Genomic DNA, 23,509 nt, shown 5'->3' on the forward strand with positions numbered 1-23,509 from the left:
CGCTCTCCCTCGCCGGTGATCGGATCCAGGATCCACCGGGAACGTACGCATCGGAGATCAGATATTCAATACTGGATCCAAAATCCGATCTCCGGTTACGCTTCGGCACGCCGAGTAGCCGCACGAGCCTGGAGGCCGTCCGTGAAGTCGTCGCCCGTCCACCCCTTCGATCTGCTGGCGATCGACGGTCTGCTGACCGACGAGGAGCGCGAGATCCGCCGGACCGTCCGGGCCATGGCGGATCGCGAACTGCGCCCCCATGTGGCCGGTTGGTTCGAGCAGGGCGCCGTCCCCGCCCGCGAACTCGCCCGCGCCCTCGGCGGTGTCGGTGTCCTCGGCATGCACCTGGAGGGCTACGGCTGCGCGGGCACCAACGCCGTCGCGTACGGTCTGGCCTGCCTGGAGCTGGAGGCCGTCGACTCGGGCCTGCGCAGCCTGGTCTCCGTCCAGGGCTCGCTCGCGATGTACGCGATCTGGAAGTACGGCTCGGAGGAGCAGAAGCAGCAGTGGCTTCCCGGCATGGCGGCCGGCGAGTACATCGGATGCTTCGGGCTCACCGAGCCGGACGCGGGATCGGATCCCGGAGCCATGCGGACCCGCGCCAAGCGGGAGGGCGACGACTGGGTGCTCAACGGCACCAAGATGTGGATCACCAACGGATCGGTCGCCGACGTCGCCGTCGTCTGGGCCCGGACGGACGAAGGGGTCCGCGGCTTCCTGGTGCCGGCCGGCACCCGCGGTTTCAGCGCCCCCGAGATCAAGCAGAAGCTGTCGCTGCGGGCGAGCGTGACCAGTGAACTGGTCCTGGAGGACGTACGGCTGCCGGCCGACGCGATGCTCCCGGCGGCGCGCGGTCTGTCCGGCCCGCTCGGGTGCCTCAACGAGGCCCGCTTCGGGATCGTGTTCGGCGCCCTCGGCGCCGCCCGCGACTGCCTGGAGACCGCGATCGCGTACGCCGGCGACCGCGTCGTCTTCGAACGCTCCCTCGCCTCCTACCAGTTGACGCAAGCGAAGCTCGCGGACATGTCCCTGGAGCTCGGCAAGGGCATGCTGCTCGCCCTCCACCTGGGCCGGCTCAAGGACGCCGGCACGCTCACGCCCGAGCAGGTCAGCGTGGGCAAGCTGAACAACGTACGGGAGGCGATCGCCATCGCCCGCGAGTGCCGCACGATCCTGGGCGCCAACGGCATCACCCTGGAGTACCCCGTGATGCGCCACGCCAACAACCTGGAGTCGGTGCTCACCTACGAGGGCACGAGCGAGGTCCACTCCCTGGTCGTCGGCAAGGCGCTCACGGGCGAGGCGGCCTTCCGCTGATCCCCCGTGTCGGCCATGACCCCGTCCTGGAAGTCTGGACTCGGCAGCGGGACCTCCCGCCAGAAGCCCTCGACGGCCTCCGGGCTGATCCGTCGGCGTCCTCCGGCTCCCGGGTCGGGTCCCGTCGCCAGCCGGACGGCGCCCAGTGCGACGGCTTCCTGGGAGAGTACGCGTCGGTACGCAAGGCGACCGGCCGCCTCCGGCGCCGCCTCCTCGGCTGCCTGCCGCATCTGGGCGACGGGCAGACCGTCCGTCCACGTCACGGTCCACACCCCGGCCTCGTACGTGACCTCCGCCCGGTCGAACCGGTCCGCGAGGCGGCGCAGCACATCCGTCCCGCCGGCGTCGGAGGTCGTCACGCGCCCCTCCCCGCGTCTTCCGTCGGGTAGCCGATCAGCCAACTCGCGCCGTCGGGGGACCTCGTCGGCGCCGTCGAAGTCGACGTCTCCCGTCCGCCACCGGTCGTCGCCTGCGTGTCGAATCCGTGACGGCGGTACGGGCTGTCGGTCCCTCGCAGGGTCGGTATGTCGGGAAGCGGCCGGGCGACGTCACGAGCAGTCATGTCCGCATTCGGCCACGAGGCACTGACAACGTGGTTCGCCCCGCTCGGCAACAAGCCTTCAGCGGTCTTCTAGCCGGCCGTCACCTTGTCGAGGAAGGCGTTGAGGTTGGTCATCGTCCGCTGGATCCGCTCGTCGACGGTCAGTGACTCCTCGTGGCGGGCGGCCCGCAGCCTGGGCTGCCGCTTGCCGCGGACGTAGAGGGAACAGGCCAGGTCGGCGCAGAGATAGACGCCGACCGTGTTCCCCTCGCGTCCGCGGCTGCCGGCGAGCGGCGCCGCGAGCAGGGTCACACCCGAGGAGGCGTGGCCCGTCAGGCAGACCTGGCACAGGCTGGTCTTGACCGCGCTGGTGCGGCCCGTGGCGGGCACGCGCAGGGTGATGCCGAGCGGACCGTCCTCGCGGGGAACGACGACATGGGCGCGCAGCGGCGCGCCCGGATCGACCCAGCCGAGGAAGTCGAGCTCCTCCCAGGGGAGTTCGGCGAAGTCCAGCGGGAGCCGGAGCCTGCTTGCCTCGCCCTTCGTGCAGTTCACGAACGACGAGCGGATCTGTTTGTCGGTGAGTGGTTCCACTCGACGGACCGTACCCGGGCCCCAGGCCCCAGGCATCCGATTTTCGGACGGACCGGATACTCGGGCCTTGTCCGGCCCGGCAAGGCCGCACAGCCGCCGACCCCGTACCGGCCGGGGCCGGTACGGGGTCGGTACGGGTCGACGTGGGTGAAGCCGGTCACGCCTTGGCGGCGTCGACCTTGAAGAGGCGGGCCATGTCGTCGAGGACCATGTGGGCGCCCTGGAGGGAGACCGAGGTCATCCAGATCTCGTCCTTCACCTCGTACACCTGGCCGGACTTGACGGCCTTCAGCCGCTGCCACAGCGGGTTCGCCAGGAACTTGGTCCTGCGCTCCTCGCCGCCCGAGAACGTCGTGTAGAAGATCACGTCGGCATCCGCCTGCGCGATCTGCTCCTCGCTGATCTCGATGTTGAACTCCTTCGGGTCCTGCTGGTTGGCAGGCCGGGCGATGCCCATGTCCGAGAGGATGATGCCGGTGAACGTGGCCGGCAGGTAGATACGGGTCGGGCCGTCGAGGAAGCGGACGACGGAGGCGGTGGGCTTGCCCGCCTTGGCGTTGATCGCGTCGCCGACCTTCTTGGCGCGGGTCTCGTAGGCGCTGATCTGCTCGGTCGCCGCCTTCTCCTCGCCCAGCGCCTTGCCGAGCAGACCGACGTTCTCCTTCCAGATCGGGCCGGTGGTCTTCACGAAGACGGTCGGCGCGATCTGGCTGAGCTTCTCGTACAGTTCGTCGTGACGGACGGTCGCGGAGACGATCAGGTCCGGCTTGAGCAGCGCGATCTGCTCCAGGTTCGGGCTCTCCAGCGGGCCGACGTCCTTGGTGTCCCTGACGGCGTCGCCCAGGTAGGACGGGAAGCCCTTCTGGTCGCGGTACGAGCCGATGCCGCCGACCAGCGGCCGGTCGAGGGCGATGACGGCCTCGACGAGACTGTTGTCGAGGGCGACGATCCGCTTCGGCTTGGCCTTCAGGACGGTCTTGCCCTTGTCGTGCTCGATCGTGCGGGGGAAGCCCGCTTCCGCCTTGGCGTCGGAGGAGGCGGAGCTCGGCTTCTTGTCGCCGCTCTCGCCACCGCACGCGGTGAGCCCCGCGGTCAGAGCGGCCGCGAGGGCGAAAGCGCCGAACCGCTGGGTCCAGCGGCGCCTGTTGAGGGTGATCACGGGGGTTCCTCCAAGATCGAGCTGGTACTTAGGGAAGGCTTGCCTTCGTAAGACCTGTGTGAGGATAGCGGCAGGCTGCCACCGTGTGAACACGGGGGGTGGGGATGCCAGTGAGGTAAGGCGTCCCTTAGTTTGAGGCGCGTGCCTGTGAAGTCCTCGGCGGCGACCGCCGCCACCACACCCCCGCCGGGTCCGCCGCCCCGCTCCGCACCCGCGCGCCGGGGCGGAGTTCTCGTGCCGCTCGCCCTCACCGTCCTGCTCGCGCTCGCCCTCTGCGCCTCGCTCGCCATCGGCACCAAGTCCGTGCCCCTCGGCGACGTGCTCGCCGCGCTCGGCGGCTCGACGGACGGAGACGCCGTCGTCGTACGGGAGTTGCGCATGCCGCGCACCCTGCTCGGGCTGCTCGCCGGCCTCGCGCTCGGTGCCGCGGGAGCGGTCGCCCAGGACATCACCCGCAACCCGCTCGGAGACCCCGGACTCATCGGTGTCAGCGCCGGAGCGGCCTTCGCCGTCGCTGCCGGCATCGGCATGTTCGGACTCACGAGCTCGTACGAGTACGTCTGGTTCGCCTTCGTCGGCGGCGCCCTCGCCGGGCTCCTCGCGTACGCGGTCGGCGGCTCCGGCCACGGCGGCGCCACCCCGGCCAAACTCGCCCTCGCCGGCGCGGCGGTGACGGTCCTGCTCGAAGCGTTCACGAACGCCCTCGTGCTGCTCGACGTCCGCACCCTCGACCAGTACCGCTCCTGGGCCGTCGGCTCGCTCGCCGGACGCGACGCCGGACTCGGCGTCCAGATCCTGCCGTTCGTCGCCGCGGGACTCGTCCTCGCGCTCGCCCTCGGCGGACGGCTCAACGCCCTCGCACTGGGCGACGACCTCGCCGCCACCCTCGGCACCAAGGTCGTCGCCACCCGGGCACTCGGCGCCCTCGCCGTCATCGTCCTCACCGGCGCGGCCGTCGCCGCCTGCGGCCCCGTCACCTTCGTCGGACTCGTCGTCCCGCACGTCGTCCGCGCCTTCACGGGCCCCGACGCCCGCCGCCTCGTGCCCTGTTCGGCGCTCGGCGGGGCGATCCTGCTGCTCGGCGCCGATGTCGTCGGCCGCATGGTCGCCCGCCCCGGGGAGCTCCAGGCCGGCGTCGTGACCGCGCTGATCGGCGCCCCCTTCCTGGCGCTTCTGGTCAAGCGCGGCAAGCTCAAGGAGCACACCCGATGACCCGCATCGAACTCGGGCCCGTCGGCGTACGGATACGGCCCCGGGTCGCCCTCACCGCCGGAGCGCTCGCGCTCGCGGCCTTCGCCGGCCTCGTCGCCTCCGTCTCCCTCGGTACGTTCGCGATACCCGTCCCCGACGTCCTCGGCGCCCTCCTGGGCACCGGAGGGGGCGACGCCGACCTGATCGTGCGCGAACTGCGGCTGCCCCGTGCCCTGACCGCCCTCCTCGTGGGCGTCGCCTTCGGCGTGGCCGGCGCCGTCTACCAGGCCGTCACCCGCAACCAGCTCGCCAGCCCCGACCTCATCGGCATCTCCGCCGGAGCCGGCGCGGGAGCCGTCGGCGCCATCCTCCTCGGCGGGGTCACCGCCGCCGGCGCGGGCAGCTTCGGCGCCGTCCCCGTCGGGGCGCTCGCCGGAGCCCTCGCCACCGCCGCCGTGATCTACCTTCTCGCCTACCGCGGCGGCACCGTCACCGGCTACAGATTCGTCCTCGTCGGCATCGCCGCCAACGGAGCCCTCGCCGCCCTCACCCGCTGGATGCTCGCCCGCGCCGACATCGACCAGGCCTCCCGCGCCATGGTCTGGCTCACCGGCAGCCTCAACGGCCGCGGCTACGAGCACGTCCAGTGGGCCTCACTCGCCCTCCTCGTCCTCGTACCCCTCACGCTCGCCCTCGCCAGGCCCTACCAACTCCTGCAGTTCGACGACGACACGGCCAAGGGCCTCGGCATCCCGCTGCACCGCGCCAGGATCGGCCTGCTGATCCTCGCGACCTGCCTCGCCGCGCTCGCCACCGCCGCGGCCGGTCCCATCGCCTTCATCGCCCTCGGCGCCCCGCAGATCGCCCGCCGGCTCGCCGGCACCGCGGGCGTCCCGCTGGTCCTCAGCGGACTGACCGGCGCCGCCCTGCTCCTCCTCGCCGACCTCGTCGGACGGCTGCTCTTCTCACCCGTCGAACTGCCCGTCGGCATCATCACCGCCGCCGTCGGCGCCCCCTACCTTCTGCTGCTGCTCGCCCGCGCCAACCGCTCGGGACAGGGAGGCTGACATGACCGCCACGACCACCGCCACCGGCGGCACGGCCCTCACGGGTACCGGCCTCCACCTCGGCTACGGCGACCGCACCGTCGCCGAGAACCTCGACCTCGACCTCCCCGCGGGCAAGGTCACCGCCCTCGTCGGCCCCAACGCCTGCGGCAAGTCCACCGCCCTGCGCGCCCTGGCCCGCCTGCTCAGGCCCACCGCGGGCGCGGTCCACCTCGACGCCGAGGACATCGCCGGGCTTCCGGCCCGCGAACTCGCCCTGAAACTGGCCCTCCTGCCGCAGAGCCCGGCCGCGCCCGAGGGCATCACCGTCCGGGACCTGGTCGCCCGCGGCCGGACCCCGCACCAGCGGTGGTGGCGTCAGTGGTCCTCCGCGGACGACGCCGTCGTCGACCGTGCCCTGGAGGCCACCGGCACCACGGAACTCGCCGGGCGCGGCCTGGACGAGCTCTCCGGAGGCCAGCGCCAACGCGTCTGGATCGCCATGGCCCTGGCCCAGGACACCGCCGTCCTGCTCCTGGACGAGCCCACGACCTATCTCGACCTCGCCCACCAGGTCGACGTCCTCGAACTCGTCGCCGAACTCAACCGCGCCGACGGCCGTACGGTCGTGATGGTGCTGCACGAGCTGAATCTGGCGTGCCGTTACGCCGACCACCTCGTCGCCATGCGGGACGGGCGGGTCGTCGCCGCCGGGCCGCCCACCGAGATCGTCACGCCCGAGCTGGTCCGCGACGTGTTCGACCTGCCGGCCGCCGTCATCACGTGCCCGGTGGCCGGCACGCCGCTCGTCATCCCGGAGGGCGGGCGCCGGCCGCGGGGCACGGCCCGTCCGAGTCAGAAGACGGGCTGAGCTTCCAGGGCGTCCACGAAGTCGTCCGCGCCGTCCTCGCCGTCCTCGCCGTCCGCCTCGTCCGGCCAGGCCGCCCAGTCCGGCCCGGGCTGCGGCGGCGCGTCGGGCGCCGACCCGGGGGAGAACGGAGAGCCGTCGCCGGTCTGCGGGCTCTCCGCCGAGGCCGACCCGCCCGTCGTGCCGCCCGTCGTCCCGTCGGTCGTCGTCCCGTCCGTGGCCGTGCCGTCCGTCGCCGGCTCCGACGGCGGACTCGGCGAGTCGGGTGACGCCGGGGCCGGCGACGAGGGTGTGTCCGAGGGACACGGCGTCGGCGTGACGCCGTTGCTGGGCGTGGGGGTCTCGGTGCCGGTGATCGTCACGCACGGTACGGGCGAGGGCGGCGCCGTCGGCGGAGACTCCGTCAGCGAGTCGGAGACGGAGGGCGACGGGGGAGCCGTCGGCGGGGCGGTCGGCTTGTCCTGCTGCCCCGTGTCGCCCGGCTTGCGGGCGAACCAGCCGTCGTTCTCGGGGTCGTACACGACGAAGATGTTCACGACGGTCACCGAGGGCGCGACGACGACCACCTGGGTAGGCCGGTAGCCGGTCCACGCGGTGCCCACCGGCTTCGGGTCCTTCTGGGCGACCGGCGGCTTCAGCGGATTGCCGCAGGCGCAGCGCACCCGGGGCACCCCGTGGTCGTCGACGAGTACGGCCGTACCGGCCTGGAGGACCGCCTGGTACGAGGTGGGGGAGCCGCCCCGGAAGCCGTGGTTGGTCACACGGGTGTCGACCCGGAGCTGAAGTGGCGTCAGGGCGCGCAGATGGCCGGCGACCTCGGTGGCCGGGATGCCGAGCACGGAGGCGAAGGCCGCGTTCTTGGCGGGCTCGTCCGCCAGATAGCGGATCTGCTGCTCGACGTCGCAACTCGCCGTGTTGCGCGTACCGCCGTACAGACCCGGCGCGGAACCGGACACGCTGCGCGTGGCGTTGGCCTCCGCGGACCTGGTCGGGCTGGGCAGGGGCGCGGGCGACTGCGAGGTGTCGGCGGTACGGGCCGTCGACTTGGTGAACGGGTCGGGGCCCGCGGCGGAGGCGTTCTGCAGGAACACCTCGCCGCCGCCTGCGCCGCTGTCACCGCCGTTGCCGTCCGGGCGGGTGAGCACGACGACCAGGGCAACGGCCGCGACCAGTACGGCGGTGGCCGACGCGACCTTGGGGACGGAGCGCCACCAGGGGCCGCCTCCGCCTCCACCGCGCTCACCGGGGCCGCCGGCTCCCCCACCGCCGGAGCCGCCGGGACCGCCGGGACCGCCGGAACCGCCCCCCGAGCCGTCGTACGGCGGGCCGGAGGGTGGCGGGGGACCGGCGGACCCGGGGCGGGCGCTCGGGCCCGAGAGAGGACCCGAGGGCGGACCTGAAGGGGGAACCGAGGGACGGCCGGACGGCGGGTGGGAAGTCACGTTTTTCCCTTTCTTCCGTTCCGGGCCCATTGTGTGCGCGAAACGGGTGCCGCCCGCAAGCGGACCGCACCCGCCGGTATTAGCGTGGGCAACGTGAGCAGTCAGCTCCCCACCACCGCCCGACCGGCCACCGGTGCCGGCCAACTCGCCCGCCACTGGGGCGAGGCCCTGGCCGCCGTCCTCGCCGGATTCCTCGCGATGGCCTTCGTCGCGGCGCTCGGCCTCTGGGCCGCGGGCGCCGCCGACCTGCCCGGAGGGTTCGTCAGCGTCGTCGCCGCGGTCGTCGTCATGGCCGCGGGCGGACAGATCGACCTCTCCGGCGACGCCGGCGCCCTCGCCGGCACGAACGCCGAACTCACCGCCATGCCACTGACCGTCACCCTGGTGGGCGCACTGGTCACCGGCTTCGCCTTCCTGCGCCCGCTGCGCCACCACGCCGTCGCCCGTACCCGCGATCTCCTCGCCCGGGTCGCCCGTACCGTGCTGCTCTGGCTGGCCGCGCTCGCCGGCCTCTCCGCCCTCGCCCGGCACGACTTCCGCATCTCGGTCGGCGGCGGCGAGAGCCAGGACCCGATGTCCGACCTCTTCGGCGAACTTCTCGACGCGGCCGACCCCACCGTCGGCTTCCGCACCCTCCTCGGCCCCACCCTGCTCTTCGGGCTCCTGTGGATCCTCGGCGTCCTCCTGATGGCCCTGCTGGTCTCCCGCCGCACCCCGCTCCCGCCCCGGCTCGTGCGCTATCACGCGGCCGTACGCCCGGCCGCCTCCGCGATGCTGCTCCTGCTGCTCGCGTACGTGGCCGTCGGCCTGGTCATCGGGATCGTCGTGGCGGCCACCAAGGGCCACGCGGCCGAAACCCTCGCCGTGGTCCTGCTCGGCCTGCCCAACGTCACCTGGCTCGCCCTCGGCGTCGGCATCGGAGGCTCCTGGGAGGGCACCGTCGAAGGGCCGTTCGGGCTGCCCATGCCCCAGATCCTCGACTCGGTGCTGCGCACCGACACCGCGGGCCTGTCCACCGTGGACCTCTCCTCCCTCGCCTCGTACGACTCCCGGGCCTGGTGGCTCCTGCCCGTGGCGGCCGTCCTCGTCCTCGCGGTGGCCTTCGTGGCCGCCGTGCGCTCGCCGGCCGGTACGCCGCTCTGGCGGCACGCCCTCCACCTGGGGATCGCCTTCGCCCTGACCATGCTGGTCGTCGCCCCGGTCACGCTCGTCGAGGCGCGCTTCGGGCTGTCCATCCTCGGCATCGGCGATCTCGAATCCCTCGGCGGCGAGGTCCTCCTGCGCCCCCACGTCTGGAGGACGGCCGGACTCGCCCTGCTCTGGGGTCTCGTGGCCGGCCTCCTCGGCGGGCTGCTGGCCTCCGGCGTCCGCCACCGCGGCGAGGTGGACACCGAGGCCGTCTCGCCGCCCCGTCCGGGCTCCACGCCGCCGCGCTGAGGCTCGCAGCCGCCGCCGCGCTAAGGCTCCCGGAACACCGGCCGGGCCCAGGCGGGCGGCGCGGGGGGCGCCGACGGAGGTTCCGGTGCGACCGGTCCGTCACGGCCGCCCGGACCGGGGCCGCCCCGCTCCAGGGCCGCCCGCAGCGTGGTGACGAACTCGAGGCAACTCCCGTAGCGCTCCTCGGGCGCCTTCGCCAGGGCCTTCGCCATCACCTCGTCCCCCGCCTCCGCAAGCTCCGGCCGCTCCGAGGACAACGGCGGCGGCGGATCGTACTGATGGGCCCAGAGCAGCGCCATGTCGTCGTCGCGACGGAACGGCGGCACCCCGGTCAGCGTCTCGTAGACCACGCACGCCAGGCTGTACACATCGCACCGGCCGTCCACGGGCTTCCCCGAGATCTGTTCGGGCGCCACATAGTCGAGCGTGCCCACGAACTGCCCCACGGTCGTCAGACCGGTCAGCGACAGGGACTTCTTCGTCAGCCCGAAGTCCGTGAGATAGACATGCTCCGGATGGTCGCGGTCAGTGCCCTCGGCGACCAGGATGTTGCCCGGCTTCACATCCCGGTGCACCAGATCGTGCGCGTGCGCCGCGTCCAGCGCGGACGCCACCTGGACGGCGATCCGGCCCGCCTTCACCGGCGGCAGCGCGCCCTCCCGGTCGAGCAGCGCCCGCAGATCCTGCCCGGCGACGTACCGCATCGCGATGTACAGCACGCCCTCCGTCTCGCCCGCCTCGAAGACCGGCACGATGTGCGGATGGTCGATCGCCGCCGCCACCCGCGACTCGTGCGCGAACCGCTTGCGGAACGTGTCGTTACGGGCCAGCTCGGGCGCGAGCAGCTTCAGCGCCACCGTCCGGTCGAGCCGCAGGTCACGCGCCCGGTAGACGACCGCCATCCCGCCGCGCCCGATCTCCGCCTCCACCACGTAGCCCGCGATCTGCTTGCCGATGAGCCCCGACTCCCGGCCGACCGGCAGATCCGTGTCCCGGGCCGCGCCGGCCATCAGTCCTCACCCGGCAGGTTCGTCCGGTCCACGACCCGGGTGGGCGGCGGTCCGGCGGGTTCCTTCGGCCGCCCCTCCTCCTCGTCGAGCCGTGGCACCACCCTCGTCGGCTCGTGTCCGGCCACGGCCACCGGCCCGGCCGCGTTCTCCTCCGGCCCGGCCGCGTCCTCTTCCTCCGGCACGGCGGAGGCCGCCGAGGGGCCGGCCGAGGCCGCGTACGTACGGAGTGTGAGGCCGTCGCAGTACACCCAGCGCTCGTGCTCCGCGTCGTACAGCCACAGCGCCTCGCCGTCGACCACCATCCCGACCCGCAGCCCGTGCGTGCGGCGCCGGAACCCGTCCCCGTCCGTCCGTCCCGCCGCCAGCTCCTCCGCGGCCCGCCGGTAGCGGCCCAGCGACTCCTCCGCACGGGCGATCAGCGGCCGTGGATCGGCGGTCCTGGCGAGCGACTGACGGGCCTCCGGCGGATCCACGGGTACGGAGACCAGCAGCCGGGCGTCGACCCACGCGGACCAGCCGTTGGAGCAGAGGATCTGCCCCCAGTCCCCGACCCGCTCCATGAGCTGCACGGGCAGGAACGCGTCGAGCGGCGCGGTGGGGAGCCCCGGGTCGGGAGCCTCCCAGGCGGGCATGCCGTCACGCGGCACGACGTGCGTCGGCCGGAAGTCCGGAACGTAGTCCGGTACCGGGGGAGTGACCGGGATCCCCATGGGCCGCCTGCCTTCTCTCTTCCGGATATCGGATATCGGATATTGGATGTCTCATCCTGGACATCCGCTCCTGGACATCGGCTACTTCCGCATGATCACCGGCTCATGGCGCCGCAGCAGCCGCGCGACGACGAAGCCGAGGACGACAGCGAGCACCACCAGCATCCCCATGTCGAACAGCCAGGCCTCCGCGGTGTGGTTCATGAGCGGGTCCGTCGTCTTCTCGCTCGGCGCGATCTTGCCGATGTCGATCGTCGCGCCCATCGCCGCGAACGCCCACCGCGACGGGACCAGCCACGCCAGCTGTTCGAGGACCGGCGATCCCTGGACGGTGAGCAGCGCGCCGCAGAACACCACCTGGACGATGGCGAGCAGGACGAGCAGCGGCATGGTCACCTCCTCCTTGCGCACCACGGCGGAGACGAACAGACCGAGCATCATCGCCGTGAAGGAGAGCAGCGCGACCGCGAGGGTGAGCTCCACGAGTGGCGGGAAGAGCACGCCTTTGCCGTCCGGCACGTTCAGCGGCACACCGATCAGCGCGACCAGCGTGAGGACGACGGCCTGGACGACGGTGATCAGACCGAGGACGACGACCTTCGACATGAGATACGCGGAGCGGGACAGGCCCACGGCTCTCTCGCGCCGGTAGATCGTCCGCTCCTTGACCAGCTCGCGCACCGCGTTCGCGGCTCCCGTCAGGACACCGCCGACACAGAGGATGAGCAGGACGTTCAACGTCGACTCGGGGTTGAGACTGCCCTCCGAGAGGGCCCGGGCCATCGCCCCCATCACGAACGGCAGGGCGATCATGATGGCGAGGAAGGTCCGGTCGGCGGCCAGTGCGGTGGTGTAACGGCGCACCAGCGTGCGCAGCTGGGAGCCCCAGCTCTGCGCCTTGCGCGGCGGCCCGGGCTCCGGCACCGCCCCGGTCCGGGACAGCGCCGTCCGGTCCATCGCGTCGGCGATGTACTGGTGGTGGAAGCGGGAGGTGCGGTACTGGCCCGCCCAGTCGCGGCCGCGGTCGTTCTCGAAGGCCTCGAACGCCTCCGGCCACTGGTCGAACCCGAAGAAGTCCAGCGTGTCACCCGGCGGCCCGTAGTAGGCGACCCGCCCGCCGGGAGCGAGCACGAGCAGCCGGTCGCAGACGTCCAGACTCAGCACGCTGTGCGTGACGACGATGACCGTACGGCCGTCGTCCGCAAGCCCGCGGAGCATGTGCATCACCGAACGGTCCATGCCGGGGTCGAGCCCGGAGGTGGGCTCGTCCAGGAAGAGCAGCGAGGGCTTCGTGAGCAGCTCCAGGGCCACGCTGACGCGCTTGCGCTGGCCGCCGGAGAGACTGTGGATGTGCTGCTCCGCCCGCTCGACGAGGCCGAGTTCGCCGATGACCTCGTCGACCCGGGCCCGGCGCTCGGCCGCCGCGGTGTCCTCGGGAAAGCGCAGTTCGGCGGCGTAGCCGAGGGCCCGCCGTACGGTGAGCTGGAGGTGCAGGATGTCGTCCTGCGGGACGAGTCCGATGCGCTGGCGCAGCTCCGCGTAGTCCCGGTACAGGTCCCGGCCGTCGTAGAGGACCGTGCCCCGGTCGGCGGGGCGCTGCCCGGTGAGGGCGCCGAGCAGGGTGGACTTGCCCGAGCCGGACGGCCCGACCACGGCGAGCAGGCATTTCTGCCCGACCGGGAAGGAGACCTCGTCCAGGAGGGTCTTGCGGCCGTGGTCGACGGTGACCGCCAGATCCTGCACGTCGAGGGAGACCTCGCCGGTGTCGGTGAACTCGACGAGCTGGCTCCCGATGAGGCAGAACGCGGAGTGCCCGATGCCGACGATGTCGTCCGGGGTCACGCGGGCGGCGGCCACGGGACTGCCGTTGAGGAAGGTGCCGTTGTGACTGCCGAGGTCGTAGATCCAGTACGTGCCGTCGGGGTGCGCCCGCAGTTCGGCGTGGCGCCGGGAGACCACCAGGTCGTCGACGACGAGGTCGTTGTCCGGCCCGCGCCCGATGCGCACGGTCCGCGTGGGGAGCGGCCGCACGGACGTCGGCTGCCGGAAGGTGCCGGTGGCGGCCGGATGGGACACGGAGGAGGGCCGGGGCGGGGTGCGCGGCGGTGCGGGAGCCGGGGGCTCCGGCGTGGGCACGGGCGGCGGCGCGGGAGGGGGTGGTTCAGGGTCCGGTACGGGTGGCGGTACGGGGGTCGACGGGCCGGGCTCCCGCGCGGGCGCCGAGGGCGCGAGGGGTTCCGCGGGCGCGGCGGGCGCGGCGGGCGGCGCGGTGCCGGAGAGCACGGCGCACGGCCCGTCCCCGGGATGCCCGAACCGTATGACCGTCCCCGGACCGACCTCGCGCACCGCGATGCGGTGGCTGTCCGCGAAGGTGCCGTTCGTGCTGCCCTCGTCCTCCAGGGTCCAGTGGTCGCCCACGGCCCGCAGGACCGCGTGGTGCCAGGACGTCCTGTCGTCCGCGAGCACGATGTCGCTGGTGGGGTCACGCCCGATGCGGTAGACCCGGCTCGGCCTCATCACGGTCGCATCCCCGTCGATCTCGAGGACGAGCTCGGGCGCGGCGGGCGCTACGGGCCGCTCTCCCATGCGTGAATTTTATCGTCCGGGGCTGATCCCCGCCCTGCGAGAGGCGCCGGTATCGTGGGCGCCCCGATCGCGACCGAAGGAGGCCCAGCCGTGCCGAAGGGTGTCACCAAGCGCCGGCCCAGGACCCGGGCCGCCCTGCTCGAGGCCGCTCTGGGGACGTTCGCCGCGCACGGCTTCCACGCCACCTCGATCGAGCAGATCTGCGAACGCGCCGGATACACCCGGGGTGCGTACTACTCGAACTTCGCCAGCAAGGAAGAGCTCTTCCTCGCCCTCTTCGACGAGCACAGCGAACGGATCGTGCGGCGTCTCGCGGAGGCGATCGACGGCCTGGCCGCCGAGGAGTGCACCCTGGAGCGGCTCGCCGAGCTCGCCTCGCGTGTCGAGCCCGAGGAGCGGGACTGGTATCTCGTCACCACCGAGTTCACCCTGCACGCCATCCGCGATCCGCAGGCGGCGTGGGTGCTCGCCCGCCACGACGCCCGGCTGCGGGCCGAGATCGCCCGGGGGCTGCAGTCCGTACTGCGCCGGGCGGGACGTGAACTGACCGTGGACGCCGACCGGTTCGCCCGGCTGCTGATCGCCCTGCGCGAGGGCGGACTCGCGCAGAGCTATGTCGAACCGGAGGAGCTTCCGCCGGGCAGCCTCGAACGGGACTTCCTCGCCCCGCTGTTGGCGGCGTCGACCCGGGAGATCCCCGGCGACCGGACGAACGGGTCCGGTTCCGACGCCGTGATCTGATCCCGGAGCGAGTGACTCCCGGTGTCCTGGCGGGCGGAACGGTCTTGCGGCACGAGGACGCCGGTGGCTACGGTCGGGCGGAAAGCGCTTACTGCAGGGAGCTGACCTCGTGCCGATCGCGGACGTCCTGATCTACACCCGCACCGCGGGCTACCGCCACGACTCGATTCCCACGGGCGCGGCGGCCCTCGCGGAGCTGGCGGCGTCGGCGGGGCTGGTGGCCGAGACGACCGAGGACCCGGCGGTGTTCACGGCCGAACGGCTGGAGCGGTGCGCGGCGGTGGTCTTCCTGTCGACGACCGGCCCCGTCCTGAGCGCGCCGGGCCGTTCGGCCTTCGAGGCGTACGTTCGCGCCGGCGGCGGCTTCCTCGCGATCCACGCGGCGGCCAACGCCGAACCGGACTGGCCCTTCTACGGCGACCTCCTCGGCACCCGCTTCGACGGTCACCCGGAGATCCAGCCGGGCGTGGTGTGCGTGGACACCCACGACCACCCGTCCACGGCCCCGCTGCCGGACCGGTGGGCCTGGACGGACGAGTGGTACAACTTCACGTCGAACCCCCGGGGGACCGGGGTGCGGGTGCTGGCCCGCGCGGACGAGTCGACCTACCGCGGCGGAACGCTGGGCGCCGACCACCCCCTGGCGTGGTGCCGGGAGGCCGACCGCGGCCGCGTCTTCTTCACGGCCCTGGGGCACGCGGCGGAGGCGTACGGGGACGAGACCTTCCGGGCGCACCTGTCCGGGGCGCTGCGGTGGGTGGCGGGCAGGGAGAACCTCTGACGGGACGGACCGCCGGACCGGGGCCACGCCGGCCCCCCCGTGGCCCCGTCACCCCACCGCACCGCCCCCGATTGCGGTGTGCCGCCCCGCGCGGGAGGGTTCCCGTGGGGCGGACGGCAGGAGGAGACGACATGGGCATCGCCACTGTGAACCCCGCGACCGGGGAGACACTGCGCACCTACGACGCCCACGGGCCCGAAGAGGTCGAGCGGCGCATCGCCACCGCCCACGAGACCTTCCGGCAGTACCGCACCACCTCCTTCGCCGAACGCGCCCGTCTCATGCGCCGCGCCGCCGACCTCCTCGACGAGGACGCCGAGGACATCGCCCGCACGATGACCACCGAGATGGGCAAGCCGATCGCGGCCGCCCGTGCCGAGGCCGCCAAGTGCGCCAAGGCCATGCGCTGGTACGCCGATCACGCCGAGGAGCTCCTCGCCGACGAGCACCCCGCCGAGGCCGACGTCCAGGACTCCGGCGCCGACGCCGTCCGGGTCCAGTACCGCCCCCTCGGCCCGATCCTCGCCGTCATGCCCTGGAACTTCCCGCTCTGGCAGGTCATCCGGTTTGCCGCGCCCGCCCTCATGGCCGGCAACACCGGCCTGCTCAAGCACGCCTCCAACGTGCCCAGGACCGCCCTCTACCTCAGCGACCTCTTCCGCCGCGCCGGGTTCCCCGAAGGCTGCTTCCAGACCCTGCTCATCGGCTCCGGCGCCGTCGAGGCGGTCCTGCGCGACCGCCGGGTCGCCGCCGCCACACTGACCGGCAGCGAGCCCGCCGGCCGCTCGGTCGCCGCCATCGCGGGCGACGAGATCAAGAAGACGGTCATGGAGCTCGGCGGCAGCGACCCGTACATCGTCATGCCCTCCGCCGACGTCCCGCGGGCCGTCAAGACCGCCGTCACCGCGCGCGTCCAGAACAACGGCCAGTCCTGCATCGCGGCCAAGCGGTTCATCATCCACGCCGACGTCTACGACGACTTCGCCGAACGCTTCACCGCCGCCATGAACGCCCTGACCGTCGGCGACCCCCTCGACGACTCCACCGACATCGGCCCGCTCGCCACCGAGCAGGGCCGCGCCGACCTCGAGGAACTCGTCGACGACGCCGTGCGCAAGGGCGCCACGGTCCTGTGCGGCGCGGCCCGCCCCGAGGACCGGCCGCGCGGCTGGTACTACCGGCCGACCGTGCTCACCGGCATCACCCCCGAGATGCGCATCCACCAGGAGGAGGCCTTCGGCCCGGTCGCCACCCTCTACCCGGTGACCGACATCGAGGAGGCCGTGGCCGTCGCCAACGACTCGCCCTTCGGGCTCAGTTCGAACGTCTGGACCCGTAACGACGAGGACATCGCCTTCTTCGTACGGGACCTGGAGGCCGGTGGCGTCTTCGTCAACGGGATGACGGCCTCCCACCCGGCCCTCCCGTTCGGCGGCGTGAAGCGCTCCGGCTACGGTCGCGAGCTCTCCGGCCACGGCATCCGCGAGTTCTGCAACGCGACCACGGTCTGGCAGCGCTCCTGAGCCCCGCGGGTCACGGGCCCGCCGGTCAAGGGCCCGCCGGTCATGAGCCCGCGGGTCATGAGCCCGCGGGTCACGAGCCCGCCGGTCACGGGCCCCGGCGCTCCCGTGTCCACGTGAGCAGCTCCTCGGCCGACCACGTGTTGATCACGCGCTCGGCCGGCACCCCGCACTCCTCCGCCCGCGCACACCCGAAGATCTGCCACTCCAACTGCCCCGGCGCGTGCGCGTCCGTGTCCACCGCGAACCAGACCCCCGCCGCCACCGCCCGGCGCAGCAGCCGGCGCGGCGGATCGAGGCGCTCCGGGCGGCTGTTGATCTCCACCGCCGTCCCCGACTCGGCGCACGCGGCGAAGACCCGCTCCGCGTCGAAGGTCGACTCGGGCCGCAGCCGCCCCCCGCTCACCAGCCGCCCCGTGCAGTGACCGAGCACGTCCATCAGGGGATTGCGTACCGCCTTCTCCATCCGCCGGGTCATCGCCGGCGCGTCCATCCGCAGCTTCGAGTGCACCGAGCCGACCACCAGGTCCAGACGGTCGAGCAGCTCCGGCTCCTGGTCCAGCGAACCGTCCTCCAGGATGTCGCACTCGATCCCGGTCAGCAGCCGGAACGGCGCCCACTCCTCGTTCAGCCCTGCCACCACGTCCAGTTGCTCGCGCAGCCGCTGCGGCGAGAGACCCCGGGCGACCTTCAGGCTGGGCGAGTGGTCGGTCAGGACGGCCCACTCGTGGCCGATCCGCGCCGCCGTCCGCCCCATGTCCTCGATGGTGCTGCCGCCGTCCGACCACTCGGAGTGGAGGTGGCAGTCCCCGCGCAACGCCGCCCGGAGGGTCTCGCCGCCGCTGGCCTCCGGAACGGCGATCTCGGCCTCCAGTCGCGCCAGATACTCCGGCACCCGCCCCGCGAGCGCCTCCCGGATCACGGCCGCCGTCTTCGGCCCGATGCCCTTGACGGACTCCAGCGTCCCGGCCGCCACGCGGCTCTCCGCCTCGCCGTCCGGCATGGCGGCGACGGCGGCGGACGCGGTACGGAACGCCCGTACCCGGTACGTCGGTGCCTGCGAGCGCTCGAGGAGGAAGGCGATCCGGTCCAGCGCCGCCACGGGATCCATGACCGCTCCTCACCCCCGGCCGGGGGGTTCGGCCGCGGCCGGCACGGGCGCCGGACCGATCTCGCACCACACCGCCTTGCCCTCGCCACGCGGCTCCACACCCCACCGCGACGCCAGCGCGTCGAGCAGCAGCAGCCCCCGTCCCGAGGTCGCCGCCTCTCCCGGCGTGCGCCTGCGCGGCCACGCGCTCGAACGATCCTGCACCGAAAGACGCACCCGTCGCACCGGCTCGGGCAGCACCTCCAGGGTGAGCACCGCGCCACCCTCGGTGTGCAGCAGTACGTTGACGAGCAGCTCGCCGGTCAACAGCTCGGCGTCGTCGGCCAGTTCGGACATGTTCCAGTCCCGAAGGGCCTGCCCCACCGCCGCGCGTGCGTCCGAAAGCCCCTGCGGATCGGCCTGGTGGATGTACTGGTGGATGCGCGGCGCCCGCGGCGTGCCGGGGTCCGGGCTGCGCCGCAGCACGAGCAGGGCCACGTCGTCGCCCGAACCCCACCGCTCCCAGAGCTGCTCGGACAGATGGTCCGCGAGCGCCTCCGCCTGTGGCGGACCGCTGCTCATCGCCGCCGACAGCGCTTCCAGACCCGTCTCGATGTCCGAGTCCGGCTGCTCCACCAGACCGTCCGTGTACAGCACCAGCGTCTCGCCCGGCACGAGGTCGAGCCGGGTCTCGGGGAACTCCTCGTCCCCGAACACCGTCGCGAGCCCGAGCGGCAGCCCGCCGCGCAGCTTCGGCTGCCCGACCCGGCCGTCCGTGTGCCGGATCAGCGGGCCCAGATGCCCGGCGCGCACCGCCCGCACGGTGCCGGTGCCCAGGTCCACCTGGGCGTAGGTGCAGGTCGCGAACCGGTTGGTGTCGAGCTCGGCGAGAAAGCGCGAGGCCCGTGCGAGGACGGTCGAGGGCGCGTGTCCCTCACCCGCGTACGCCCGGAGCGCGATCCTCAACTGGCCCATGATGGCGGCGGCGTGGGTGTCGTGCCCCTGCACGTCCCCGACCACGACCCCGACCCGGTCGCGGGGCAGCGGGATCACGTCGTACCAGTCGCCGCCGACCTCGCGCCCGCTCCACGCCGCGTGGTAGCGGACGGCGATCTCCCCGCCGGAGATGGCCGGGATACGGCGGGGCAGCATCGTCGCCTGCAGCCCGGTGGCCAGCTCGCGCTCCTCGTCGAAGAGGATGGCGCGCTGGAGCGACTGGGAGACGATCGCGGCGAGGCCGAGCAGCAGGTTGCGCTCGTCGGCGTTGAACGACGAGCGGCGCCGGTAGAACAGCGCCATGCCGCCGAGCGTGCGCGCCTGGGCGACCAGGGGCAGATAGCAGGCGGACTTGAACCGCAGCCGCTCCAGGTAGGGGGCGAGCTCGGGGAAGTCCCGCCCCAGGGAGGAGAACGAGGGCACGAACCGGGGGCGCCCGCTCAGGACCGCCTCGGCCAGCGGCAGGCCCCGCTCCAGGCGGCGGTTGCGGAAGACGTCGAGGACGTCCAGGGACTCCCCGCTGAGCGCGATGACGTTGAGCGAACCGTTCTCCACCAGACCGAGCGCGAGACCGTCCGCGCCGAGCCGGGCGAGCCCGCCGGGGCCGGTCAGGGCGGCCGTGACGTCGTCGACCGTCACGGCTCGCGACAGCGCGTGCGTGGTCCGCTCCACGATGCTGGTCTGCACCTCGCGGCGCTTCTCCAGCTCCAGGACGAAGGCGGAGTGCGTGACCTCGGCGGTGGTGTCCCGGACGATGCCGACGATCCGGTGGGCCATCCTGTCCGCCGTCCGCAGAATCCGCGCCTGGACATGCGTCCACTGGGGTGTCCCGTCGTCCCGCTCGATCCGGAAATGCGCGGTGTACGAGGACTCGCCGCTGGTGATCGCACCGCGGATCACCGCCTCCAGCCGCGACCGCTCCTCGGGGTCGAGACGGTGGACGAGCGAGGCGGGGCGCCCGTCGAACCTGTCCGGTTCCAGCCCGAACACCAGCAGCCCGGCCTCGTCGACGTCGATGGTGCCCGTGTCGAGGTCCCAGTCGAAGCTGCCGGTCCGATTCATGGCGAGCCGCTCGGTGGGCCCGATCTCGCCACTGCGCGTGCGCCGGTCGTCATCGGTCATCCTCACCATTGTCGAACCCGCGCCCCTTCGACGCCATGGCGGCGACACGGCGTGCCGCAGTTTTCCCCGGCCGGGCAGAATGGGCCGGTGATCCCGCACTACCGTGTCCTCGGCACCGGCCTGGCCCTTCGCGCCGACGGCCGCGAGGCCGTGCTCAGCGGCTCCCGGCTCCGGGCGCTGCTGGCCGCTCTGGCCGCCGCCGGCGGGCGGAGTGTCGCGGCGGGGCAGCTCATCGCGCAGATCTGGGAGGACAGCCCGCCCGGGGACGGCAGGGAGGCCCTGCAGGCGCTGGTCGGACGGCTGCGCCGGGCACTGGGGCGGGAGGCCGTGGTCTTCGCCCAGGGCGGCTACCGGCTGGCGGCGGGTCCCGAGGACGTGGACCTGTACGTGTTCGAGCGGCTGGCCGCCGAGGGGGCCGGGGCGCTCGCGGAGGGGGACGTGGCGCGGGCGGCGCGGCTCCTCGACGAGGCGCTCGGCCTGTGGCGCGGGCCGGTGCTCGCCGACCTGCCGGGCCGGGACGGCGAACCCCTGGTCGTACGCGCGGAGCAGCGCCACGCGCAGGCCCGCCGGGACCGTCTCGCCGCCGCCGTGGCCCTCGGCCAGGCCCGGACCGCGCTCGCCCCCCTGGCGGCCCTGGCGGCCGAGCATCCCCTGGACGAGCCTGTGCAGGCGCTCCGGATCCGTGCCCTGCGGGCGGCCGGCCGTCCGGCCGAGGCACTGCGGGCGTACGAGGAGGTACGCACCGTCCTCGCCGACCGCCTGGGTGCGGACCCGGGACCGGAACTACGCGCTCTGCACGCGGAGTTGCTGGCCGGTGAGACGCCCGTGACGGAACACCCGGGTCTCCCCGCACGTCTCACGTCCTTCGTCGGACGGGAGAAGGAACGTGACGCCGTCGTGGACGAGTTGCGGGAACGGCGCCTGGTCACCCTGCTCGGGCCCGGCGGGGTGGGGAAGACCCGGCTCGCCCTGGAGTCCGCCGCGCACGGGGCCGGCGCCTGGCCGGACGGGGTCAGGGTGGCCGAACTCGCCTCCGTACGCGCGGAGTCCGACGTACCCTCCGCCGTCCTCACCGCGCTGGGCGGCCGCGAGACCCAGCTGTGGAGCGGGCCGGCGGTCGTCGAGCAGAACGCCCGCGACGCGCTCACCCGGCTCGTGGAGCACTGCGGTGCCCGCCGTCTGCTGCTGCTCCTGGACAACTGCGAGCACGTGGTGGGCGCGGCGGCGGAGCTCGCGGAGACCCTGCTGGCCCGCTGCCCGGGGGTGACCGTGCTGGCGACCAGCCGCGAACCCCTGGGTGTGCCGGGGGAGTTCGTACGACCGGTGGAGCCACTGTCGCGGGACAGCGCGCTACGGCTGCTCGCGGATCGTGGGGCGGCCGCGCGGGCGGGGTTCGATCCGGCCGCCGATCCCGAGGCGTGTGCCGAGATCTGCCGTCGCCTGGACGGTCTTCCCCTCGCCATCGAACTGGCGGCGGCCCGGCTGCGGATGCTCACCCCGCGCCGGATCGCCGACCGGCTCGACGACCGCTTCCGCCTGCTGACCTCCGGAGCCCGGACCGTCCTGCCGCGCCAGCAGACCCTGCGCGCCGTCGTCGACTGGTCCTGGGACCTCCTCGACGACGCCGAACGCGCCGTCCTGCGCCGCCTGTCGGTCTTCTCGGGCGGCTGCGACCTGGAGGCGGCCGAGGCCGTCTGCGCCGCCGACGCCCACGACGCCCACGGCGTCCTCGACGTCCTCGGCTCCCTCGTCGACAAGTCGCTCGTCGTCGCCGCACCCGCCGCCGGTGGCGACATGCGCTACCGCCTCCTGGAGACCGTCGCCGAGTACGCCGCCGAACGCCTCGACGAGGCCGGGGACCGCGCCGCCGCCGAACACCGCCACCTCGTCCACTACCGCGAACTCGCCCGCACCGGCGACCCCCGACTCCGCGGCGGCGGCCAGCACGTCTGGCTGCACCGGCTGGAGGCCGAGCACGACAACGTGACGGCCGCCCTGCGGACCGCCGTGGAACTCGGTGAGGAGCAGGAGGCGCTCTGCCTCGTCCTGTCCATGAACTGGTTCTGGCAGCTCCGTGCCCGGCAGCCCGACGCCCGCGCCTGGTCCCTGGCCGCGGCGGCGCTCGGCCCCGACCCGTTCGCCCCGCCCCTGCGGCACGCCGTACCCCTCGTCGACCGCTGCACCGACACGCCGCCCCCGTGGACCGAGGAACAGCTGTGGGAGGCCCGGCGCGGCTGTGCCCTGATGGTTCTCGCGGCCGAGGGCGGCGAAGGCGCCACCGCCCTGGAGCGTCCCGAGACCCGCGCCCGCCTCGACGCCATCGCCTCCGCCTACCGTCCCGGAATGCCGCAGAACTGCCGCCAGCCGGGCTCGATGTGGTACTTCGCCCGCCTGATGACCGGCGAGTTCCACAGCCTCGACGAGACCCTGGAGGCCGTCGTCGCCGCCTGCCGCGCCCACGGAGCCGACTGGGAGCTCGCCTTCACCCTCCTCATGCGGGCCAAGCTCCTCGGCGACCGCCCCGACGACGCCGAGCGGGCGCTGGCCTTCTTCGAGCGAGCCCAGGACTCGTGGGGCACCGCCGAATCCCTCTCCGCGCGCGGCGAGGCGTACGAGAGGTCGGGCCGGCTCGCCGAGGCCGCCGCCGACTTCGAGCGGGCCGCGGAGGCCTCCGCCCTCCTCGGCGCCCTCACCCAGGTCCCCGTCTTCAAGGCCCGACTCGCCGCCGTACGCCTGCGGATGCCCGGCGACGCGGCGGCGCGGTCGGAGGCCGAGCGTCTCCTGACCGAAGCCGCAGAGGAGGCGGGGGAGTCGCACGGCGAGCCCGTCAGCACGCCCCGCCTGCTCCTCGCCCAGCACTACGCGCACACCGGCCGCACGGCCCTGGCCCGCGAACAACTCGCCTACATGGAGCGCGACTTCACCGGCGACACGCCCGATCTGTTCACCGGGCTGACCGGCGGACTGCGCGGCTGGCTCGACTGTCTCGACGGCGCCTACGGCGAGGCGACCGGGCATCTGGCCCGCGCCCTGCGGGACGTCGAGAGCCTCGCGTACCTCGTGGCCCCCTCTCTCGTGGTCGGCCAGTTCGCGACGGCGGCCTGGGCCAAGGCCGGCCTGGGCGTGCGGAGCGACGCAGAGGACGGCGCCCGCCTTCTCGGCGCGTACGACGCCCACAGCCGGCACGCGGGAGGGGTCGGCTTCCGCCCCTTCACCGCGCAGACCGAGGCCTCGGTGAGGGAACAGGCCGAGCGAGCCCTGCGCGCGGTCCTGGACCCGCGGACCTACGCGCTGCGGTACGAGGAGGGTGGCCGCCTCGCGGTGAAGGAGGCCGCCGCCCTCGTCTGAGCGCAGAGCG

Annotated in this window: 18 protein-coding genes; 9 read left to right on the forward strand and 9 right to left on the reverse strand. The window is 73.4% G+C overall.

Going from position 1 to position 23,509, the window contains the following annotated elements; translation table 11 throughout:
• Window positions 1-141 precede the first annotated feature (141 nt).
• Window positions 142-1,317: an acyl-CoA dehydrogenase family protein gene (locus tag FDM97_RS16490; RefSeq protein ID WP_137991163.1), complete on the forward strand. Its 1,176-nt coding sequence runs from the start codon at window positions 142-144 to the stop codon at window positions 1,315-1,317.
• Here FDM97_RS16490 and FDM97_RS16495 read toward each other — a convergent pair.
• The 3 genes from FDM97_RS16495 to FDM97_RS16505 all read right to left on the reverse strand — a co-directional run bounded on the left by FDM97_RS16495 (window position 1,245) and on the right by FDM97_RS16505 (window position 3,611).
• Window positions 1,245-1,676 (reverse strand): hypothetical protein, encoded by a 432-nt coding sequence (locus FDM97_RS16495; protein WP_137991164.1) that lies wholly within the window; start codon window positions 1,674-1,676, stop codon window positions 1,245-1,247. The two genes, FDM97_RS16490 and FDM97_RS16495, sit on opposite strands and share 73 nt — an antisense overlap.
• Before the next feature lie 272 nt (window positions 1,677-1,948).
• Window positions 1,949-2,452 (reverse strand): FBP domain-containing protein, encoded by a 504-nt coding sequence (locus FDM97_RS16500; protein ID WP_137991165.1) that lies wholly within the window; start codon window positions 2,450-2,452, stop codon window positions 1,949-1,951.
• A 157-nt stretch (window positions 2,453-2,609) separates the two neighbouring features.
• Window positions 2,610-3,611 carry an ABC transporter substrate-binding protein gene (locus tag FDM97_RS16505; protein ID WP_137991166.1) on the reverse strand — a complete coding sequence of 334 codons (1,002 nt, stop codon included), beginning with the start codon at window positions 3,609-3,611 and terminating at the stop codon, window positions 2,610-2,612.
• A gap of 147 nt (window positions 3,612-3,758) precedes the next feature.
• On the opposite strand from FDM97_RS16505, the gene FDM97_RS16510 reads away from it, so the two are divergent.
• Genes FDM97_RS16510 through FDM97_RS16520 form a run of 3 tightly spaced genes read left to right on the forward strand, consistent with a single transcriptional unit; the run spans window position 3,759 to window position 6,719 of the window.
• On the forward strand, window positions 3,759-4,823 hold the full coding sequence (locus FDM97_RS16510; protein WP_137994858.1) for a FecCD family ABC transporter permease: 1,065 nt from the start codon (window positions 3,759-3,761) through the stop codon (window positions 4,821-4,823).
• On the forward strand, window positions 4,820-5,869 hold the full coding sequence (locus FDM97_RS16515) for a FecCD family ABC transporter permease (RefSeq protein WP_137991167.1): 1,050 nt from the start codon (window positions 4,820-4,822) through the stop codon (window positions 5,867-5,869). Before FDM97_RS16510 ends, FDM97_RS16515 begins: the two co-directional genes overlap by 4 nt.
• Window position 5,870: 1 nt before the next feature.
• A complete protein-coding gene (locus FDM97_RS16520) occupies window positions 5,871-6,719 on the forward strand; it encodes an ABC transporter ATP-binding protein (protein ID WP_137991168.1) in 849 nt (282 codons plus the stop codon).
• Here the strand turns inward: FDM97_RS16520 and FDM97_RS16525 are convergent.
• Window positions 6,704-8,158 (reverse strand): DUF6777 domain-containing protein, encoded by a 1,455-nt coding sequence (locus FDM97_RS16525; protein WP_432816219.1) that lies wholly within the window; start codon window positions 8,156-8,158, stop codon window positions 6,704-6,706. The genes FDM97_RS16520 and FDM97_RS16525 overlap by 16 nt on opposite strands.
• 93 nt (window positions 8,159-8,251) lie before the next feature.
• On the opposite strand from FDM97_RS16525, the gene FDM97_RS16530 reads away from it, so the two are divergent.
• Window positions 8,252-9,595: a streptophobe family protein gene (locus FDM97_RS16530; protein ID WP_432816220.1), complete on the forward strand. Its 1,344-nt coding sequence runs from the start codon at window positions 8,252-8,254 to the stop codon at window positions 9,593-9,595.
• Window positions 9,596-9,615: 20 nt separating this feature from the next.
• Here FDM97_RS16530 and FDM97_RS16535 read toward each other — a convergent pair whose 3' ends face one another.
• From FDM97_RS16535 to FDM97_RS16545, 3 genes are all read right to left on the reverse strand, one after another.
• Entirely contained in the window at window positions 9,616-10,605 is a 990-nt protein-coding gene (locus tag FDM97_RS16535) for a serine/threonine-protein kinase (RefSeq protein WP_137991170.1), read from the reverse strand.
• A complete protein-coding gene (locus FDM97_RS16540) occupies window positions 10,605-11,315 on the reverse strand; it encodes an SH3 domain-containing protein (RefSeq protein WP_137991171.1) in 711 nt (236 codons plus the stop codon). The genes FDM97_RS16535 and FDM97_RS16540 overlap by 1 nt, the downstream gene beginning before the upstream one ends.
• Before the next feature lie 81 nt (window positions 11,316-11,396).
• Window positions 11,397-13,901, reverse strand: a complete 2,505-nt coding sequence (locus FDM97_RS16545) for an FHA domain-containing protein (RefSeq protein WP_137991172.1) — start codon at window positions 13,899-13,901, stop codon at window positions 11,397-11,399.
• A gap of 90 nt (window positions 13,902-13,991) precedes the next feature.
• On the opposite strand from FDM97_RS16545, the gene FDM97_RS16550 reads away from it, so the two are divergent.
• From FDM97_RS16550 to FDM97_RS16560, 3 genes are all read left to right on the forward strand, one after another.
• Entirely contained in the window at window positions 13,992-14,642 is a 651-nt protein-coding gene (locus FDM97_RS16550; RefSeq protein ID WP_137991173.1) for a TetR/AcrR family transcriptional regulator, read from the forward strand.
• A 109-nt stretch (window positions 14,643-14,751) separates the two neighbouring features.
• A complete protein-coding gene (locus tag FDM97_RS16555; RefSeq protein WP_137991174.1) occupies window positions 14,752-15,423 on the forward strand; it encodes a ThuA domain-containing protein in 672 nt (223 codons plus the stop codon).
• Between the two features lie 131 nt (window positions 15,424-15,554).
• Window positions 15,555-16,946, forward strand: coding sequence for an NADP-dependent succinic semialdehyde dehydrogenase (locus FDM97_RS16560; protein ID WP_137991175.1), 1,392 nt, complete (start codon window positions 15,555-15,557; stop codon window positions 16,944-16,946).
• Window positions 16,947-17,031: 85 nt separating this feature from the next.
• On the opposite strand, the gene FDM97_RS16565 is transcribed toward FDM97_RS16560, so the two are convergent.
• On the reverse strand, window positions 17,032-18,054 hold the full coding sequence (locus FDM97_RS16565; protein ID WP_137991176.1) for a PHP domain-containing protein: 1,023 nt from the start codon (window positions 18,052-18,054) through the stop codon (window positions 17,032-17,034).
• Window positions 18,055-18,063: 9 nt separating this feature from the next.
• Entirely contained in the window at window positions 18,064-20,151 is a 2,088-nt protein-coding gene (locus FDM97_RS16570) for a SpoIIE family protein phosphatase (protein ID WP_137991177.1), read from the reverse strand.
• Between the two features lie 87 nt (window positions 20,152-20,238).
• On the opposite strand from FDM97_RS16570, the gene FDM97_RS16575 reads away from it, so the two are divergent.
• Window positions 20,239-23,499, forward strand: coding sequence for an ATP-binding protein (locus tag FDM97_RS16575; protein WP_137991178.1), 3,261 nt, complete (start codon window positions 20,239-20,241; stop codon window positions 23,497-23,499).
• Window positions 23,500-23,509 lie beyond the last annotated feature (10 nt).

This window comes from Streptomyces vilmorinianum, from assembly GCF_005517195.1.
GTDB lineage: Bacteria > Actinomycetota > Actinomycetes > Streptomycetales > Streptomycetaceae > Streptomyces > Streptomyces vilmorinianum.

Bases quoted from the DNA above. Each gene is read 5' to 3' on its own strand.
- FDM97_RS16515 (WP_137991167.1), top strand. From the start codon at position 4,820: ATGACCCGCATCGAACTCGGGCCCGTCGGCGTACGGATACGGCCCCGG.
- FDM97_RS16520 (WP_137991168.1), top strand. From the start codon at position 5,871: ATGACCGCCACGACCACCGCCACCGGCGGCACGGCCCTCACGGGTACC.
- FDM97_RS16535 (WP_137991170.1), bottom strand. From the start codon at position 10,605: ATGGCCGGCGCGGCCCGGGACACGGATCTGCCGGTCGGCCGGGAGTCG.
- FDM97_RS16540 (WP_137991171.1), bottom strand. From the start codon at position 11,315: ATGGGGATCCCGGTCACTCCCCCGGTACCGGACTACGTTCCGGACTTC.
- FDM97_RS16545 (WP_137991172.1), bottom strand. From the start codon at position 13,901: ATGGGAGAGCGGCCCGTAGCGCCCGCCGCGCCCGAGCTCGTCCTCGAG.
- FDM97_RS16560 (WP_137991175.1), top strand. From the start codon at position 15,555: ATGGGCATCGCCACTGTGAACCCCGCGACCGGGGAGACACTGCGCACC.
- FDM97_RS16565 (WP_137991176.1), bottom strand. From the start codon at position 18,054: ATGGATCCCGTGGCGGCGCTGGACCGGATCGCCTTCCTCCTCGAGCGC.
- FDM97_RS16570 (WP_137991177.1), bottom strand. From the start codon at position 20,151: ATGACCGATGACGACCGGCGCACGCGCAGTGGCGAGATCGGGCCCACC.